The sequence below is a fragment of the Streptomyces griseorubiginosus genome (assembly GCF_001514195.1).
Classification (GTDB): Bacteria; Actinomycetota; Actinomycetes; order Streptomycetales; family Streptomycetaceae; genus Streptomyces; species Streptomyces griseorubiginosus.
Window position 1 is genome coordinate 37,849 of record NZ_KQ948747.1, and the last position, 17,228, is coordinate 55,076.

Sequence of the window (17,228 nt, forward strand, 5' to 3'; positions counted from 1 at the left end):
CCCGCACTTCAGAGGAGGACACCATGCGCGATCTGGCCATCGACCTGCTCGACTGGCAGCAAGAGGGAGTAACTTACGCGGTCGCCACCGTCGTTTCCGCGCATGGCAGTGCGCCGCGGCTGCCAGGGGCCGCCATGGCCGTCCACCCAGACGGCCGGGTTGTCGGCAGCGTCTCGGGCGGCTGCGTCGAGGGTGCGGTCTACGAGCTGGCACAGGAAGTCCTGACCACGGGCACGCCGCGGCTGGCCCGCTTCGGCTGGACCGAGGACGACGCCTTCGCGGTCGGCCTCACCTGCGGGGGCTCCATCGAGGTCTTCGTCCAGGCAGTTTCCGCGACGGAGCCGTTCTCGTGGGCCCTGCGGGCGAGTGTGACCGGTTCGCCGGTCACACTCGCGCGGGTGCTCAGCGGCCCGCTCGCCGGGACCGCGATCGCCGTGTCCGGCGACGGAACCCATGGCGGCACCGGCGATCCCGGGCTCGACGCTGCCGTCACCGCGGACGCGCGGGCCATGCTGGTCGGCGGCCGCACGAGCACCAGGGACTACGGTCCTCACGGGGCATGCGACGGCGACGAGATCAGAGTCCTGTACGAGCCGTGGATGGCCCCGCCCCGCCTCCTTGTCTTCGGAGCCCAGGACTACGCCGCGGCCGTCACCCGGGTGGGACGCTTCCTCGGCTACCACGTGACGCTGTGCGACGCGCGGGCCATCTTCGCCACGCCCAGGCGGTTCCCGGATGCCCATGAGGTCGTCGTGGACTGGCCGCACCGGTATTTCGCGACGACGGCGACAGATCGTCGTACGGCGGTATGTGTGCTGACCCATGACGAGAAGTTCGACATCCCGCTGCTCGCGGACGCGCTGACGCGTGACATCGCGTACGTCGGCGCTCTCGGGTCCCGGGCCACCCACGCCGCCCGGCTGGACCGGTTGCGGCAAGTGGGGCTGACCGCCCGGGAACTCGTCCGGCTACGTGCCCCCATCGGCCTCGACCTGGGCGCCAGGACACCCGAGGAGACCGCCGTGGCCATCGCCGCCGAACTCGTAGCCTGCCGCCACGGCGGCACGGGCCGACCGCTCTCCGCACTCGACGGCCCTATCCACACCCGGGGGGACACGGGCCCTGACGCCGACCCGTCCGCATTCGCCGGCCACCTCGTCGCACCCCAGGAGCTTTGGCCGTAGGCTCCCGCGAGACAGGGCTGTCGCCGATGTCATGGCCGCTTACGGCCAAGACCCGTCCGGCGAGCGGTTGCCAGCGGCAGGACGATGGTGTCGACGATCTCTTCCAGCGTCGCGGACGGAACGGGACCCATGAGCCGGGTGATCTCGACGCTGAAGAGGTCGAAGGGCAAAGAGCGGATCCGCGGGGTGAGCGCCTCTGGTTCGACCTCACCACGTTCTACGGCGCGTTCCCAGATCTCATCCAGATTTCCGGCCATGAGCCTGATCAGCGTCTGGGGGGATGTCCCCGACTCCTTCGCGAACGTCGCGAGGCGCGTCTGGAACACCGTCGCCATCTCACCACGAATGCCCGACTTCTTCTCCAGGTACTCAAGCAGGTCTCCGCGCAGAGTCCCGGTGCTGGGCACGGTCGAGCGGTTCTGCTCAAGCCAGTGGCGTATGGCGGCGAGCACCAGCTCCCGGCGGTCACTCCAACGTCGGGCCAGCACGGGCCGACTGGTTCCCGCGCGTTCGGCCACCGACTCCAGACTCAGCTCCTCGTAGCCCTTCTCCAGGAGCTCCTCCCAAGCAGCGGCCAGCAAGGCGCGGTCGAGTACCTCACCCCGGCGGCGGGTCCGCTTGTCCGGCACTGCTCCCCCCATGAAACTGACTTGCGTACTTGGTGTTCGCCAGTGAGTCCTCACTATAACCGGCCGTTTCGACGTGGTCGCAGAGTGCGGGCGGGCCGGCCCCGGAGCGATGGTGGGCGGAATGGCGTCGGGTTTTGCGGCCCGTGCCTTGCCACTGGGGCGGCATTCGTCCCTGACGGTGGGGCGTCGCCTCACGCGAGGCGACGCCCCACACCCGCCCGGCGGCCTCGGCCCAGTCGGGCAGGACAAGGAGACAGGTAGGAGGGGTGCTGGAACCGGTTTGCAGGGTGACGGTGCCGTCGTCGACCGCGTCGGGACGTTCATCGGGACCGTTGTACAGGAAGGGCCCGAGCCGGTGTTCGGGCCGTCATGACCGGCGCCGGCCCATACGTAGTCATGCGCTTGCACGTCGAGCGTGAGCGTGTAGCCAGCAGGCAGGCGCAGGCTCGCCGGCCAGATCTCCACGTCCACCTCGTACACCGTGCCGGGCTTGAGACACCTGCTGCGATCGTGCGAACCGCCGGGACAGGTGTGGGTGAAGGGCTCGCTGTGAGGCTCGCAGCCGGCCCTGGGAGCCCGGTATGTGCGGGTCGTTGGCCCCGGTGAAGACGATCTCGGTGCCGTCGGGGCGACAGCGCGCACCGCCAGGAATAGGTCCGTGTCGGCAGTCCCATGCCCGCACGACAGGAAGCGCCCGGGGAAGGATCACCCGCAACCAGCCGACCCCGCGTCAGCGATTCAAGGACGCGGTGCGCACCGCGGCCTGGCTCAGCTTGGCCGCGCTCCTTCGGGCGAACTGGGCTGCCGGGCACCAATCTCGGCGTAAGAAGGGCATGTGTGCAACAGGCCGGACCGGGAGCAGATACGCGAGTACGTGTTCGCGAACCTGTGCCGGTGCACCGGCCGCTCGGCGATCACCGACGCCGCGGCCGCAGCGGGCGACTCCCGGGAAAGCAGAGCAGTGTGACCGAGAGCGGAAGCTCTGTGGACCGGCTGGAGGAGACCGCCGTGCCTACTGATCTGCCCGGATGGGATCCTCGGCGGGCGCGGTGCCAGCGTTCGCGACCGGACTTCGTCTGGGACCCTGCTACGCGGGTTCGGGCTTGTGTCCTCCCAGGGCCTTCACCAGGAGCGCGTGGAGTTGCCGGCGCTCATCCTCGTCCAGGCCTCGACAGCAGTTCGCCCCGGGCTTTGTTTCCGCCTTCCGCTGGATCTGTTCGAGATAGCGCCTGCCGGCCCGGTTGATGGTCTCAATGGCAACAGCCTCTGGTGCAGCAGCCAGGTGGTCTACCCGGAATCCTCATCCAGGTGTGCCCCGCCGCCCACCTGACGGATGGTCATCATGGGTCCGCCGGGCAGGTGTCAGATCTGCTTCACAGCCGGTCGGCCGGGAGGAGGCCGGATGCCGTGCGTCGGCGGCGACGACGCGATGACGACTGTGGACATCGCAGGGCTCAGGCTTCGCGTACCGCATTGCTCACCACACACTTCGCCGGGACCGGACGAAAGCCCGTGCCCCGGCGAAGTGTTGTTCAACTGGCTGTCAGCCCACCGCACTCGCCCTCTGGGCCGCAGTCAGGTCCCAAGGCCGGACTGCCCAACCGTTCCCCCCAGGAGACATGACCCGCTTCGCGTGGCTGGTGAACACCGGCTCCGCGTCGCTGGTGGACATCCGCTTCGCCAGGCCGCCGGTGGCAACCCTGACGGGCGCGGCGTTGTGTGCGGTGGGCGCGGCAGTGGCGTTGTGGGCCGGGGCCGCGGAGGCGACACCGACCGTACCTACGGCGGCCAGAGCGGTTCCGACGATGACGCTGTACATCCTGCGGCGGCTCTGTGTGATCTTACGGTGACTCGACAACGGTCATCCTCTGTCTCGGTCTTGGGCTCCCACTCGTGGCGCGAAAGCCCTTGTGTGAGAGGAGTACGGCGGCGGACACGGACCGGTTGCACGCACCTGGGAAGAAAGTTTTCTTGCCTCACCGTGCAACCCCGCAGGCCCGCTCCACGTACGTACTACATGCGGGGAGCATGCGAGTGAAGGGTCGGCAAGAGTGAGGAAAGCCGTCCGGGAGCGGGAGTTCCGGGAATTCGCCGAGGCTCGGCAGACACAGCTGAGACGCAGCGCCTACCTGCTGTGCGGTGACTGGCACCAGGCACAGGACCTGACTCAGACCGCCTTGATGAAGCTGTACGCGGCCTGGGGGCGGGTCACCCGGGACGGCAACGTGGACGCGTACGCCCGTACCATCCTGACCCGCACCTTCATCGACCAGCAGCGCAAGCAGGGCTGGCGTGAGGAGTCGGTGAGCGAGCCGCCCGATCTGCCCTCCACCGCCTCGGCCACCCCGGAGTTGCGATTGATGATGCAAGAAGCCCTGATGGAACTGCCGCCCCGCTACCGAGCCGTGCTGGTCCTGCGGTTCTGGGAGGACTGGACCGTCGAGCAGACCGCACACGCCCTACGGGTGAGCCCGGGGACGGTCAAGAGCCAAAGTGCCCGCGGACTCGCCCGGCTGAAAGACATCGTCGAGCGCCTGACCAGCGAACGGACCGGCAGGTGAGACCGGATATGGACAAGCACGACAGCGACGCCCTGCACACCGCCTTCGAGATGGTCCTCCGTTCGCACCCGGCGCTGCCGCTGCCCAGCGTCACCGACGCCGCGATCGCGGGCGGTCGACGCATCCGGCGCCGCCGGACCGCGCTTGCCGCTGTGAGCGCGCTGACGGTTGTTTCCACGGTCGTGGTGGCCGTTGCCCTGACTGGAACGGACGCCGAACGCACCACGCCGCCTCTAGCCCCCATCGGCACAACCGGCCCGGCTGCCCCTGCGACGCCCCACCCGACCGCGCCCGCGCCGAAGGACTCCGATGCGGCTTCCCCCTTCCAGCCGACGGCAGGAGCCACTCCGCACCAGAGCCAGAACGACCCGCACGGGACGGTGTCGGTTTCGGGGGGCCGGGGCGCGGCGGCCCGGCGGGTGGGTACCCCGTGACGGCGGCGCATCGCGGCGACGGCCGACAATGGTTGGGACAGATCGCCGGCAACGCAGCGCGATGTGCCGCCGGATGGGTATGGGCAGCTGTACCTGCCCGGCGACGCCGCGCGGGGCCGACCCGGCCGGAGCCCCAGCAGCAGATGGGTGTCGGCCGAACGGCAGGCGTCGGCCAGGATCTTGCGGATCGCCTCCGCGGTCCAGGCCCGGCGGGCGTCGTCGGAGCGGTCGACGTCGAGCGTCGTGGCGGTCAGCCCCGCCGCCGGACGCGTGCCCGAGAACGGCTCAGGCACCGTCGACCACCACAGGGGCACTTCCCGCCCCGATCGCCAGCACGGTCTGGGTGGGCACCTGGCGCCATAGCGGCTCAGGGTGCGGCCAGCCCTGGGAGGCGACCAGGGTTCGGCCGTCGGACGAGCGGTAGTACAGCTGGAAGTACGTTTCTCCGCGCCGCTGGATGACCTCGGACCGTGGGTCGTGTTCCTGGTAGGCATAGAGCGAACCGGAGGTGAGTAGGAGGCAGTTGAGGGACACATAGCCGTCGGCGAGCAGCCGGACGTCGGCGGCCGCCTGCCGTACGGCCTTCGCCGGGGACACACCGGAGTCCATCCGGGTGCGCACCGCCAGGTAGTAGCGCTCGCTGTCGGTCTGGCCCTCGGCGGCGGCAAGCAGGTCGGGGGCGATGGACGGTTCGAGGCAGTCGCGGGGTTGGTAGTCGCCGTTGTGGACGAAGGCGGCGCGGGTGTCACCGAAGGGGTGGGTGTTGCCGGGCGAGACGGGCAGACCCGGGCTGGCCAATCGCAGGTGGATCACGGCCATGTCGGTGACGCAGGTCCTCAGCCACGCGCGCAGCCGGTCGCTGGTGTCGCCGCGCTCGGGTGCCTTGGTGGTGTGGATCGCGCCATTCAGGCCACGGTGGGCCACGCCCCAGCCGTGCTCGTGTTCGCAGGCGAGGCTCAGGAAGGGCTCGATGTCGTCGCCGATCAGTTCGCCGACGGGTGCGGGCTCGTCGGCGACGATGCCGAGGAAGCGACACATAGCGGGATCTCTTTCTGCGCGGGTCGTGGCGGCTCACGGTCGAGAGCGCCCGAACGGGCATGCGGGGGAGTCGATGCCCAGGTCGCGGGACCGCGGGAGGCAGAGCCGGGCCCCTGGGGGAGAAGCAGGGGCCCGGCGCCTGGTGCCGGGCCGATGACCGATGGACCGGTCCGGCCGGCGGTCAAGCGGTCAGCCGGGCGATTTCCGCCCGGCCGACGAGGGGGCGCCGCCCAGACGCCGTTCCACCCCTCCGGCGGTGGCGGCGAGGGCGGTGTTGACGACGACGTAGACAAGGGCGACGACCAGGTACGCCTGGACGACGGTGTGGTCGTACTCTCCGAGCACCTTGGCGGCGTTGAGCAGTTCGAGGAAGCTGACCACGTAGCCGAGGGTGCTGTCCTTCAGCAGCCGCACGGTCTGGCTGATCAGGGCCGGCGCGGTCTGCCTGATCGCCTGGGGCAGGACGACCAGGCGCATCGTGGTCCAGTGGCTCAGACCGAGCGCCTGCGCGGCCTCGGTCTGGCCGCGCGGCAGGGCACGCACACCTGAGCGGAAGATCTCCGCGAAGACGGCCGTGTTGGTGAACACGATCGGCCACACCAGCTGCCAGAACAGCGGGACGTGCAGGCCCAGGTTGGGCAGGCCGAGCAGGAAGGCGTAGATGAGCAGCAGCAGCGGTATCGCGCGCAGCACCTCGACGTAGACCGCCGCCGGCCAGCGCAGCAGCGGGGTGTGGGAGAGCCGGGCGAGGGCCAGCAGGGCGCCGAACGGCAGGGCGATGACGCCGCTGACCAGGGTGACGCGGACGGTCGCCCACAGCGCGGTGAGCAAGTAGTGGATCACCGGCCACTGGCCAAAGATCCTCCACTGGCCGGCGTGTAGTTGGCCGTGGGCGGCGAACTGGTGGACCACCGCCCAGACCAGGGCGGCCAGGATCACCAGCGAGACGGCGCTCGCCACGGCGATCCTCCGTCGGCCGCGCGGGCCCGGAGGGTCGAACAGCCCCTCGTCGGGGCCGGCCAGGCGTTCCAGCAGAGCCTTCGCTCGCCTCGGCGCCGCGGATGCGGGTCGGGGCCCGGGTATGGTGCCACGGTCGCCGGCCACCTCGCCGGCCACGGCGGACTGTCCCTTGGCCAGGAGGGGAGTCATCGGCTCACCGCCAGTTTCCGGTCTAGGGCGCCTGCCAGCCAGCCGACCCACAGCGCGACGGTGACGTAGGCGAGGGCGGCAGCGCCGAAGGTGAGGAGCGGCTGGGCGTACTGCTGATCGAGCAGTTCGGTCTGCCCGGTGAGCTCCTGGGTGACGCCCACTGCGGCGGCGAGCGAGGAGTTGAGCGTCACCGCGATGAGCAGGGAGGCAGCCGGCTGGATGATCGAGCGTGCGGCCTGCGGGAGGACGACCAGACGCAGCGTCTGGCCGAATCCCAGGCCCAGCGCGCGGGCCGCCTCGATCTGCCCGCGGGGCACCGCGCGCACGCCGGCGCGCAGTACCTCGCAGAAGAAGGCCGCCCAGTACAGGCCCATCGCCGTGACGGCGGTCCACTGCAGCGAGTAGACCACCCCGATCTCCGGCAGCCCGAAGACGAACAGGGTGAGCAGCACGAGCAGGGGGATGCTGCGGACGCCCCCGACGTACAGCCGTGAGAAGACGCGCAGCGGTAGGACCGGGCTGATCTGGCACACCGCGAGGGCGGCCCCCAGCAGGGCGGCCAGGACGAAGGTGCAGGCGCTGATCTCGGCAGACACGCGCAGTCCGCTGCCGAAGACCCCGATGTGGTCGACGATGAGTCCCACGGGGATCAGCCCACGGCAGGCGGGGTCGGGACTGCGCCCGGCACCTCGGTGCCCACGGTGGCCTTCCACACCTTCGCCCAGGTGCCGTTTGCCTCCACCTTCCGCAGCCAGGTGTTCACGAACTCCCTGAAGTCCGGCTGGTCCAGGGGCAGTCCGATGCCGTAGGGCTCCTTGGTGAACGTGCCGGCCAGCACCTGGAGGTCCTTGTTGCCTGCTGCGTTGCCGGCGAGGATGCCCTGGTCGAGGACGTAGGCGTCGGCACGGTGCTGGCTGAGCGCCTGGGTGCACTCGGTGTTGGTGTCGAACAGCTGGATCTTGGCCTTGGGGGCGGCCTTCTTGATCGCGGTGGGTACGGTGGAGCCGGACTCGGTGACGACGGTCTTGCCGTTCAGGTCGGCGAGCGAGGAGATGCCCGCGGTCCCCTTGCGGACCTCGATGGCCAGGCCGTCCTGGTAGTACGGACCGGCGAAGGCCACCTGCTTCGTGCGTTCCGGGGTGATGGTGTACGTGGCGAAGACGGTGTCGACCTGGTGGCTCTTGAGCAGCGACTCGCGGGTCTGGGCGGTGACGTTGACGAGCCGGGTGGAGGGCCGGCCGATGATGTATTTCGCCAGCAGTTGCGACATTGCGGCGTCGAAGCCCGCGACCTTGCCGGTGGTCGGGTCGAGCAGCGAGAACAGGGCCGCGGTCTGGGTGCCGCCGACCCGGAGGGTTCCGCGGGCCTTGATCTTGGCCGCGGTCGACTCGGGCTTGATGTCGGTGGCCGGCTGCTCGGCCGCGATGAGGGCGGCGACAGAGTCGGAGTGGCTCACGACGGCGGACTTGGTGCCGCCCCCGCCCGGCACGGCGGAGGTGCCGGAGGAGGAGCAGGCCGTGGCGGCGAGCGCGATCACGGCGAGTGCGCCAGCGGCAAGGGCTCTGTGCCGGGCGGTGTGCGGCAGGGACGCGGTGGCCTTCATGAGGGTCCTTGTCTTGCGTGACGTGACATGACGGAGCGGGAGATGAGGGGACGGGCGAGGAGCTGTGGGACGCGACTCGGCGCGATGTGACCCGGAGTGGCTCGGGACCGCGGAGTCAGTGCTGGAGCACCTTGGACAGGAAGTCCGCGGCACGCGCGTGACCGGGGTCGGCGAAGAACTCCGTCGGCGGGGCGCTGGTGAGGATGCGTCCGCCGTCCATGAAGACCACCCGGTCCGCGACCTTGCGGGCGAAGCCCATCTCGTGGGTGACCACGATCATGGTCATGCCCTCGGCGGCCAACTCGGCCAGGACGTCCAGGACTTCCTGGATCATCTCCGGGTCGAGCGCGGAAGTGGGCTCGTCGCACAGCAGCACGGACGGTTCCATCGCCAGGGCTCTGGCGATGGCGACGCGCTGCTGCTGGCCGCCTGACAGTTGGGCCGGGTGGGCGTCGGCCTTGTCGGCCAGGCCGACCCGGGCCAGCAGCCGTCTGCCCCGCTTCTGAGCCTCGGCCCGGGACAGGCCGCGTACCTGCACCGGTGCGAGCACGAGGTTCTGCAGGACCGTCATGTGCGAGAAGAGGTTGAAGGACTGGAAGACCATGCCCGCCTCGGCCCGCAGCCGGGACAGTTCCCGGCCCTCGGCCGGCAGCGGGACACCACCGACCTCAATGGAGCCCGAGGTGATGGTCTCCAGTCGGTTAATGCAGCGGCACAGGGTGGACTTGCCGGACCCCGAGGGTCCGATCACAGCGACGACCTCACCGCTGTGCACGTCGAGGTCGACGTCGTGGAGCACCTGGACGCCGCCGAAGTGCTTGTTGAGTCCGCGGATGCGGACGAGCGAGGTACGTGGATCCTGGTCGGAGGGCGCCTGGGCGGCGGTCTCCGACAGAGCGTCGGAAGAAGACACGCGGAACTCCTGCGGCAGTGTGCCGGGCTGCGCTTGCCCCGCCATTTCATCTGCTCGAGGAACTGTTCGTCCAACGAGAGTTTTTTCGTACATCCATCAGTTCTTTTTATGATGGCGCGGTGGACGTGCATCAGTTGCGAGTGCTGGCCGAGGTCGCGCGGACGGGCTCCTACACGGCCGCTGCCGTGTCACTCGGCTATACGCAGCCGGCGGTGAGCTACCAGATGCGCCGCCTCCAGGAGGCGGTGGGCGCCCCGCTGGTCGTGCGGACCGGCCGGGGTCTCCAGTTCACCGAGGTAGGGCACGTGCTGGTGCGGCACGCGGACGCGATCTTCTCGGTGATGCGCGCGGCCGACCAGGAGGTGGCCTCCGCGGTGGCGCACGGTGGCGGCCTGGTGAGATTGGTGGCCTTCCAGAGCAGTTGCGTGACGCTGGTGCCGCGGGTGATCGAGGAGTTGAGCACGGCCCACCGCCATGTGCGGGTGACCGTGGAGCAGGCCGAGCCGGTGGAGGCGCGGCGCCTGATCCGTACCGGCGAGGCGGATCTCGGCCTGCTGTGCAACTGGGAGAACGAGGAACTGCCCGATGGCGAGGAGACGATGCTGAGGCTGGAGTTGATGACCGACCGCCGTTTCGTGGTGATGCGCGAGGATCATCCGCTGGCAGCCCGGCCGACCGTGGATCTGGCCGAACTCGCCGACAACAACTGGGTGATGGAGAGCTTCCGGGACCGATTTCTGGCCGCCTGCACCAACCTCGGTTTCGCCCCGCGGGTGGTGGCCACGGTGGACGACGCGCTGGCCATCCAGGTGCTGGTGTCCTCCGGTCTCGGGGTGACCCTGATGAGCGAACTGGCGCTGCACGCCCACGTGATGCCCGGCCTGGTGTGCAGGCCGCTGGACAACTGGCCGCTGCGCCGCACGTACCTGCTCCTGTGGCCGGACATGCTGCGGGTGGCGGCGGTGTCGACGGCGGTGCGGGTGATCCGCGCCAAGGCCCAGGAACTGGCGGCCACCGGCCCGGCGATTTGTCCGTCCCGTACCCGCAGGGCGCCGTAGACCCAGGTCTCCTCCGGTCCGCGGCTGTAGTCGGCCTCGGACTTGATGCGGTGACCGTCCGGCGACCAGCCCGGCGCCGGCGGGAAGGTACGGGGGATCACCGGTCGGAGCTCGTCGGCGCAGACGACGGTCGCGCCGTCGGGCGGGCAGGTGTAGAGCTCGATGATCCTGGTTCTTTTCCCTCGGAGTCCGGATCCTTCGACCGGGTCCAGGAACGGGTGTGCCGCCAGCGGATCCGGCGGACTTGGCTGCTACCGGCTTCGATGCCCATCCGTCCGGTCTCGGCGGCCAGCGTGTCGAGTGGCCCCGGCTTCATCCGCGGCGACCAGCCCGGCGCCGGCCTGCACGGTCAGCCGACCTGGGGGCGGTTGTTTGACTAGTCCGATGATTCTTGAGCGTTCCGCTTCGGTGATCCGCCTCTTCCGGCGCTGGCTGCCCAGGTCCTGCAGCCCCTCCAGGCCGGAGCGGTGCAGACACCGGACGAAGTGTCTTGGGAGTGCACCTCAACTCGTCCGCGATGGCCGGCACTCGTTGTCCAGACCAGCTCAGCTCGACCATCCAGGCCCGCATCACCACATCACGAGGAGCCTTGCGCGTCCGTGCCGGCCGAAGCACGTGCCATTCCTCGCTCTCGCCACGGCTCGCTCGTGCCCGTAAGACCACCGTCCAGCACCCACCCCCGACAGCTTGTGCCGAGACGCAGTGCGCTCGCGGATGTCCGGGGCTTGCCGCTCGGTGTCCGGTAGCGCTTCATGGCAGGGGGAGCGGCGGGGAGGGCGGGAAGACCACCGGGAGGGCGGACAGCGCGCGGTGGAAGGGCCCCGGGCGCCAGGTGAGGTCCTCCGCGGGGGTTTCCAGGCGCATCTCGGGGAGGGCGTCGAGGATTTGGGTGATGGCGGCTTCGGTGATCACCCGGGCCGTGGGCTGGCCGGGGCAGGCGTGCGGTCCGGCGCCCCAGGCCAGGTGGGAGCGGTTCCCGGGGTGGTGCTCGGCGGCGATCGCAGGGTCGTTGTTGCACGCCGTCAGACTGATGACCACAGGCTGGTCGGCGGGGAGCCACTTCCCCTCGACGAGAACCGGCTCCCTGGGGTACGACACGCAGAAGTTGGCCAGCGGCGGATCGTTGAACAGCACCTCGTCGATTGCGTCGCTGACGGTCAGGCTCCCACCGAGCAGGTCTCCGGAGAACCGCTCGTCACTGAGCATGAGCAGCAGGGTGTTGACGATGAGGTTCTGTTCGGGCTCGGTGCCGGACCCGAAGAAGAGAATCACTTGTTCTATCAGTTCCCTGCCGTTCTCGCTCGCGGGGTGGGCGAGGATCCGTGAGGTGATGTCGTCGTCGGGGTTTTGGCGCTTGAGTGAAAGGAGGTCCTCCATCGCCAGGCCGAGCATGGTGTTGCCGCGCTCAGCCTCGGTGCCGTCGAAGATCATGGCTATGGCCTGGGCGATCCGCTGCCCGATCTCGGGCGGGCAGCCGAGAAGCGAGCTCAGCACTTGGAAGGCGAGCGGCATGGCGTACTGGCTGATCAGGTCGGCCTTACCGGCCGTGCAGAAGTCGTTGATCAGTTCGAGGGCGAGCCGCTGCGTGATCCGGTCCAGCGCGTGCAGGTCGACGGCTTCCAGGCTGTCGGAACACACTGCGCGGTGCCGGGCGTGCTCCGCCCCGGCGCTGCGCAGCGCGTTCGGCCGCCATTGGAGCATCGGCAGGATCGGGGAGTCCTGCGGAGCGTTCTTCTGCCACCGCCGGGGGTCGGCTGGGAAGCGGTCCGGGTCGTTGAGGATCCGTATGGCGGTGTAGTAGCCGATGACCAGCGTGGCCGGGACGCCGGGAGCCAGTTCAACCGGTACGAGTGAGCCGTGCCGGGCGCGCATCCGCGCGTAATGGCGGTGCGGGTCGGCGGCGAACTCCGGGATGTGCAGCGGCTCGTGGCCCAGCTGGGAGTGGGCGGGGCAGCCCGGTGGGGGCAGAGTGTTCACAGGTGCTCCGGCTGGCGGATGAGGTGCTCGAACAGGGTGATCAGCGTGTGGAGGGAGGAGGTTCGGTTCCGGGCGTCGCAGGAGATCAGCGGCGTGGCCGGGTCGAGGTCAAGGGCTTCCCGGACCTCCTCCAGCGGGAAGCGCGCGCTGCCGTCGAACTGGTTGACCGCGACCGCGTAGCGCAGGCCCCGTCGCTCGATCGCAGCCAGGACGTCGTCCGACTGCTCCAGGCGCCGGGTGTCGACCAGCACCAGCGCTCCATGAGCGCCGCGGGCCAACTCGTCCCACAAGTAGCCGAACCGGTTCTGCCCCGGAGTGCCGAAAAGGTAAAGGGCGGTCCGCGAGAAGGTGATGCGGCCGAAGTCCATCGCCACCGTGGTGTGCGTCTTCTCCGGTAGTCCCTGCAGATCGTCGATGCCCACGCTCTCCTGTGTCATCGGCTCCTCGGTGCGCAGCGGATCGATCTCCGAGACGCTGGCTACGAAGGTGGTCTTTCCGACTCCGAAGTGTCCGGAGACCAGGAGTTTCACTGTTCGGGTGACGGTGGTCGGCAGGTAGGTGACGTTCTCAGGCGAGCTTACGGAGCCCATGCAGCACCTCTTTCAGCACGGCGATGTCAGGCTGGTTCGCGTCATCGCCCGTGGGCATGGTGAGACGGCCGGTGTCCATCAGCCCGGATACGATGATCTTGATTACCGTGGCGGGAAGGTCAAGGTGGGCGGCGATCTCGGCGACGGACAACGCGCCCTGCCGTCGGCACAGGCCCATCACCCGGCGCTGGTCCGGGTCGAGGTTCTGCTGATCTGCGTTCGCGGCGATGACCAGGGTCACCAGGTCGAGGCCCCGCGTGGGACGGGAACGGCCGCCTGTCCGCACGTATGCCCGCACCAGATCGAGGTCGCGCCGGCTCTTGCTCATCGCTGCGGATCGCCGTCCTCGCTGGGCTGACGGGTCGGGGCGGCCAGCTCCCGGCCGAGCCGCTCAGCCAGTTCGTTCATCCGGTGCGTGATCAGGTCCACCTGGACGTCGGTGTCCGCCACGACGCCCAACAGTGCACCCTCGCCCGCGGCCGTGATAAAGACGAAGCGGTTGTCGAACTCGAGGAGGAGCTGCCGCAGACCGTTTCCTCCGACGGACGTGGCTATCCCGGTGCCGAGCGATCGGAAGCCGGAGAGCGCGGCAGCGAAGCGTTCGGCGTCGTCCACATCAGTGCTGTCCGAATGGGCCATGCGCAGCCCGTCGATGGACGCCAGGACGGCGAAGTGGACCCCGCCGACGTCGAGGTTGCCCAGGGCCCACCCCAGCTTGTTGGCGCGAGTCGGCCCGGTCGGTACGTTCATTGGTGATCAGATCCTTTCTTCTGCTCGGACTCGGTCACGGAGGCGCGGCCGCTGCTGGTTCCCCGGCGCCACGCGGCAGCGACACCCGCGCGAGCGGGAAACGAGCTCAGGGCTGGCCTGGCAGCAGGCTCGGCGTTGGATTCACGGCGGCGGCGCTTGGGCAGTCCGCTCTTGGTGGCGTCGAGCTCGTGGACGGGACTATGCGCCACTTCCATCCTGGACTCTTCCGGCTCTGGGGCGGCGGTGAGCAGCTCGTCAGGCAGGAACAGCGTGGCGCGTACTCCGCCGTACGGGCTGGAGGCGCCTACGGACGCCGTGAACCCGTAGCGGTGCGCGAGGGCTGCCACCGTGTGGAAGCCGATCTGCGGATGGGGACCGAGCTTGTGCAGTTCCACTCGTCCGTCACCGGAGAGTGTCTGCCGGGCCTTTGCCAGCTGCTCCTCGCTCATGCTCACCCCGGCGTCGTCGATGACGACGGTGACTCCGCGGTGCCCCTCCTGGAACGTGACGTCGACGTAGGAGGTCGGCGGTGAGTACCGGGCGGCGTTGTCCAGCAGGGTGGCCAGCGCGTGGACGACGGGCTCCACGGCCCTAGCGGTCACCGCGCGGTCGAGTTCCCGGGATTTGATCCTCGGGTAGTCCGGAATGCGGCCGAGAGCGCCGCGCACGATGTCGGTCAGCTTCTGGACGGGCCAGCGCCGACCGGGCAGGCCGCCGCAGATGACGACGTAGGACTGGGCCTGGCGGACAATCTGCTGGACGGTATGGTCGATGCGAGTCAGCGTCGCGAACATCTCATCGCTGCCGTCGTGCTGACGGAGTGCCTCGCCGACGACCTTGCTCAGGTCCGCGCCCAGGCTCACCACGCTCGCGGTGACCGATCGCACCGCCGCCTGGGTGGCCTCCTGCGCGCGTTCCTCGATCTGTAGGCGGGTCGCCTCCTCGGCCTCACTCCGCACGGTGCGCAGGGCGGCGGCATATTGCTTGACCACGGCCTGCAGATTCTCCGCGAACGCCGTGCGCGCGAGATCGCCCGCCACGCCGATGCCGGGGACGGATGCGTCCGGACGCCCCGTGGAGGCGGCCAAGGCCGGCAGCCCCTTGGAAACGAGGGCGTCCAAGGCGGAGTCCCGGGCGGAGCATGCGGCCTCGAGTGCGGATATGCGTGTGCGCTGCTGCGCGGAGTGGCGGGCGAGGCGTACAACCGCCGTGACCGCGCCCACCAGCGCGAGCGCGCAGCACAGAGCTACTACCTCGGCTGTTAGGAATGTCATCTGATCTCTAGTCGATGTCTGCGGGCAGGTGCATGCGATGCATGTGAGATCCGTGGCGCGGACGGTCGGGTGCCTGGACTGCGCTGCGCTGCACTGGTCGAGCTGTACAGCACCGTGTGAGACGAGGGCGCCCAAGATCCCGCCTGCCTATGGAGATTGACGTCCGCTCACCCCGGCTCATACCGTCCTTCGTTTCTGGACGCCGCTCGTGGTATTCGCGCCGACCGTTCCGGGTGGGCGTAAACGGGCGACGACATGGGCCGTCCGTCTGTCGGGGGTCGAGAGCAACATCGGGATGAGGACTCCGATCAAAGAAGGCCGTGCGACTCGATGGCGTGTGCGATGCCCAATCATGGCTGAACATCCGAGGCAACGGTACGCCAAACACTGGAATTTCAGCGCCAGTCCTGCCGAGCACGGGCATGTGTGATCCCGTGAACATTTAGGGGCGGAGCGGTCTACCTGCCGTTGCCTTGCGATGACCGCCTCGACGAACGTATCCCGCCCACGTAATCCGCTGTCGGCTCGCCCTCCTCCGCATCATCGACCCAAGGCGCCTTTCTGCCTGATTTGCGAGGCCACCGGCATCCCGCTCGTGACGACGCCCACCCGCAGCAACTGCAACGACAACGCCCAGCTCATGCCGCTGCTAGCCGTGATCCCACCGATCCACTGTAAATGCGGACATCCTCGGCTGTGCAAACGTGCATTGTCATCCCGGAGGCCTTCCGCGCTGTAGCAGCGCACAGCAGAGTGAATTCCAGGACGTGCGCTTTCACATTTCCTGTACCGCATGCCGGGCCGACCTCACGGCCAGAAACCTTCCAGGCTGCGCAGCGACGCCGCCCAGCGCGTTCTGCGTTGCGATATGGGTCGCCGACCTGGCTCACGCAGTGAGGAAAAGAATTACGGAACCGATACGGACCTCAGCCTGCTAGGGTGACCTTTGCTGTCACTTTTTCGGTTGTTTCATGGTTGGCGTTGCGTCTCCCCGTACTCGATCTGGCTGAGGTTGCCGGGTCGTTTCTGGATGGCACGGGCTGTAGAAGCCGTCGATGATCCTGTTGCCCGATTGAGCGAGGCTTCCGTGATCGCATGCCGCGCGGCATTCCGGTCCGCGAGTGTGTAGTGCGGGCGACTTCGACGGCTCCAATCGTGTGTCCGGCCGCGGAACTCGGTGGTGGTGCTGTGTCCATGCGGTCGAGTTCGGATGTGGAGGTACCCGCAGTGACACGGGATGTCACCCGGGCGGCATCCCCCAGGGGTGCCTGGCGACGCGGATTGGGGACAGTCTCGGTCCGCTCTTCTTGGACGAGGAGTATCGAGTCCAACACCTACCCCGGCCCCGGCGACCCGCGCCGTTGCCGGCCACCCTCAGACCGGTCTGTACGGGCGTGGCCCGCTACTGTTCGGGTCGGCACCGGGGTACGGCAGGAGGATTGCGAAGTGCACCAGGGAGCGGACGCAACGGGTCCTTGCGTCTCTGGTGGCAACGAACTGGGGAGGGGTAGATGCGTCGCGCGCGCGTCAGGAGCAACCGCCGAGGACGGGGCCGGTCGGCCTTCCTGTGCTCGCTCCTCCCCCGCGGCCTGTCCGGCGTCCAACTCGTCATCTCCGACGCGCACACGGGCCTGGTGAACCGACGCCGCGGTCCTGCCTGGCGCTTCCTGACAACGCTGCCGTACGCCTTGAAGCCGTAAAGGATCGACCTGTCGGAGTGTCGGCTTTTCACTCATGGCGGCGAGGAGATCTGTGGCGGTGCGGTAGCGGGTTATGGCCGGGGGCGGGAGGAGTCCCTTTTAGTAAGCACGGTCCTGCGTCCACGCCCCGGCCGCTGCGTCTGAGGACGGTCCGGATGCGGGCCATCAGCTCGCGCGGGCTGTACGGCTTGGTCATGTAGTCGTCGGCGCCCAGCTCCAGGCCCAGCAGGACGTCGTCCTCGGCGGAGCGGGCGGTGAGCATCACGACGGGGATGTCGGCGTTGTGCCGCGTGATCATGTCGGTGCGGATCAGGTGGCATACCTCGCGGGCTGCGCAGCGTTTGAGGCAGTGCATGTCCTCACGTTTT

At 68.9% G+C, this 17,228-nt stretch carries 16 protein-coding genes and 4 pseudogenes; 6 read left to right on the plus strand and 14 right to left on the minus strand.

Annotated features, from left to right (window positions below):
• Positions 1–23: 23 nt before the first annotated feature.
• Positions 24–1,184: an XdhC family protein gene (locus AQJ54_RS39230; protein ID WP_063806498.1), complete on the plus strand. Its 1,161-nt coding sequence runs from the start codon at positions 24–26 to the stop codon at positions 1,182–1,184.
• A 29-nt stretch (positions 1,185–1,213) separates the two neighbouring features.
• On the opposite strand, the gene AQJ54_RS47060 is transcribed toward AQJ54_RS39230, so the two are convergent.
• Complete coding sequence (locus AQJ54_RS47060) at positions 1,214–1,813, minus strand: TetR/AcrR family transcriptional regulator (RefSeq protein WP_248845530.1); 600 nt, start codon at positions 1,811–1,813, stop codon at positions 1,214–1,216.
• 399 nt (positions 1,814–2,212) lie between these two features.
• Positions 2,213–2,500, minus strand: a pseudogene (locus AQJ54_RS47865) (CocE/NonD family hydrolase C-terminal non-catalytic domain-containing protein); the annotation flags it as partial.
• Positions 2,501–3,432: 932 nt separating this feature from the next.
• Here AQJ54_RS47865 and AQJ54_RS45865 point away from each other — a divergent pair.
• The 3 genes from AQJ54_RS45865 to AQJ54_RS46300 all read left to right on the plus strand — a co-directional run bounded on the left by AQJ54_RS45865 (position 3,433) and on the right by AQJ54_RS46300 (position 4,808).
• Complete coding sequence (locus AQJ54_RS45865) at positions 3,433–3,663, plus strand: hypothetical protein (RefSeq protein WP_062245928.1); 231 nt, start codon at positions 3,433–3,435, stop codon at positions 3,661–3,663.
• A gap of 201 nt (positions 3,664–3,864) precedes the next feature.
• Positions 3,865–4,374, plus strand: a complete 510-nt coding sequence (locus tag AQJ54_RS39245; RefSeq protein ID WP_062245929.1) for a SigE family RNA polymerase sigma factor — start codon at positions 3,865–3,867, stop codon at positions 4,372–4,374.
• A gap of 8 nt (positions 4,375–4,382) precedes the next feature.
• On the plus strand, positions 4,383–4,808 hold the full coding sequence (locus AQJ54_RS46300; protein WP_062245931.1) for a hypothetical protein: 426 nt from the start codon (positions 4,383–4,385) through the stop codon (positions 4,806–4,808).
• 137 nt (positions 4,809–4,945) lie between these two features.
• On the opposite strand, the pseudogene AQJ54_RS47065 reads toward AQJ54_RS46300, so the two are convergent.
• From AQJ54_RS47065 to AQJ54_RS39275, 6 genes and pseudogenes are all read right to left on the minus strand, one after another.
• Positions 4,946–5,101, minus strand: a pseudogene (locus tag AQJ54_RS47065) (PLP-dependent cysteine synthase family protein); the annotation flags it as partial.
• Positions 5,094–5,846, minus strand: coding sequence for a class II glutamine amidotransferase (locus AQJ54_RS39255; RefSeq protein WP_062245933.1), 753 nt, complete (start codon positions 5,844–5,846; stop codon positions 5,094–5,096). The gene AQJ54_RS39255 and the pseudogene AQJ54_RS47065, both read right to left, overlap by 8 nt.
• Before the next feature lie 189 nt (positions 5,847–6,035).
• Complete coding sequence (locus tag AQJ54_RS39260) at positions 6,036–6,995, minus strand: amino acid ABC transporter permease (protein WP_079070223.1); 960 nt, start codon at positions 6,993–6,995, stop codon at positions 6,036–6,038.
• Positions 6,992–7,639, minus strand: a complete 648-nt coding sequence (locus AQJ54_RS39265; RefSeq protein ID WP_062245934.1) for an amino acid ABC transporter permease — start codon at positions 7,637–7,639, stop codon at positions 6,992–6,994. The genes AQJ54_RS39260 and AQJ54_RS39265 overlap by 4 nt, the downstream gene beginning before the upstream one ends.
• A gap of 5 nt (positions 7,640–7,644) precedes the next feature.
• Positions 7,645–8,598, minus strand: a complete 954-nt coding sequence (locus tag AQJ54_RS39270) for a glutamate ABC transporter substrate-binding protein (RefSeq protein WP_062245936.1) — start codon at positions 8,596–8,598, stop codon at positions 7,645–7,647.
• 115 nt (positions 8,599–8,713) lie between these two features.
• A complete protein-coding gene (locus tag AQJ54_RS39275; protein WP_248845548.1) occupies positions 8,714–9,493 on the minus strand; it encodes an amino acid ABC transporter ATP-binding protein in 780 nt (259 codons plus the stop codon).
• A gap of 137 nt (positions 9,494–9,630) precedes the next feature.
• Here AQJ54_RS39275 and AQJ54_RS39280 point away from each other — a divergent pair, with 137 nt between their 5' ends.
• Positions 9,631–10,569, plus strand: a complete 939-nt coding sequence (locus AQJ54_RS39280) for a LysR family transcriptional regulator (RefSeq protein ID WP_062245940.1) — start codon at positions 9,631–9,633, stop codon at positions 10,567–10,569.
• A gap of 750 nt (positions 10,570–11,319) precedes the next feature.
• Here the strand turns inward: AQJ54_RS39280 and AQJ54_RS39285 are convergent.
• From AQJ54_RS39285 to AQJ54_RS39305, 5 genes are read right to left on the minus strand one after another with little or no spacing between them, the layout of a single operon-like run.
• Positions 11,320–12,546 carry a cytochrome P450 gene (locus AQJ54_RS39285; RefSeq protein ID WP_248845531.1) on the minus strand — a complete coding sequence of 409 codons (1,227 nt, stop codon included), beginning with the start codon at positions 12,544–12,546 and terminating at the stop codon, positions 11,320–11,322.
• Positions 12,543–13,136: a GTP-binding protein gene (locus AQJ54_RS39290; RefSeq protein ID WP_062245942.1), complete on the minus strand. Its 594-nt coding sequence runs from the start codon at positions 13,134–13,136 to the stop codon at positions 12,543–12,545. The genes AQJ54_RS39285 and AQJ54_RS39290 overlap by 4 nt, the downstream gene beginning before the upstream one ends.
• Positions 13,114–13,464 (minus strand): DUF742 domain-containing protein, encoded by a 351-nt coding sequence (locus tag AQJ54_RS39295; protein WP_062245944.1) that lies wholly within the window; start codon positions 13,462–13,464, stop codon positions 13,114–13,116. The genes AQJ54_RS39290 and AQJ54_RS39295 overlap by 23 nt, the downstream gene beginning before the upstream one ends.
• On the minus strand, positions 13,461–13,886 hold the full coding sequence (locus tag AQJ54_RS39300; protein ID WP_062245947.1) for a roadblock/LC7 domain-containing protein: 426 nt from the start codon (positions 13,884–13,886) through the stop codon (positions 13,461–13,463). The genes AQJ54_RS39295 and AQJ54_RS39300 overlap by 4 nt, the downstream gene beginning before the upstream one ends.
• Positions 13,883–15,007, minus strand: a complete 1,125-nt coding sequence (locus AQJ54_RS39305) for an ATP-binding protein (RefSeq protein WP_248845532.1) — start codon at positions 15,005–15,007, stop codon at positions 13,883–13,885. Before AQJ54_RS39305 ends, AQJ54_RS39300 begins: the two co-directional genes overlap by 4 nt.
• A 1,709-nt stretch (positions 15,008–16,716) precedes the next feature.
• Here AQJ54_RS39305 and AQJ54_RS47870 point away from each other — a divergent pair.
• Positions 16,717–16,794 (plus strand): annotated as a pseudogene (locus AQJ54_RS47870) (transposase); the annotation flags it as partial.
• 181 nt (positions 16,795–16,975) lie between these two features.
• On the opposite strand, the pseudogene AQJ54_RS44320 reads toward AQJ54_RS47870, so the two are convergent.
• Positions 16,976–17,149: pseudogene (locus AQJ54_RS44320) on the minus strand (response regulator); the annotation flags it as partial.
• Positions 17,150–17,228 lie beyond the last annotated feature (79 nt).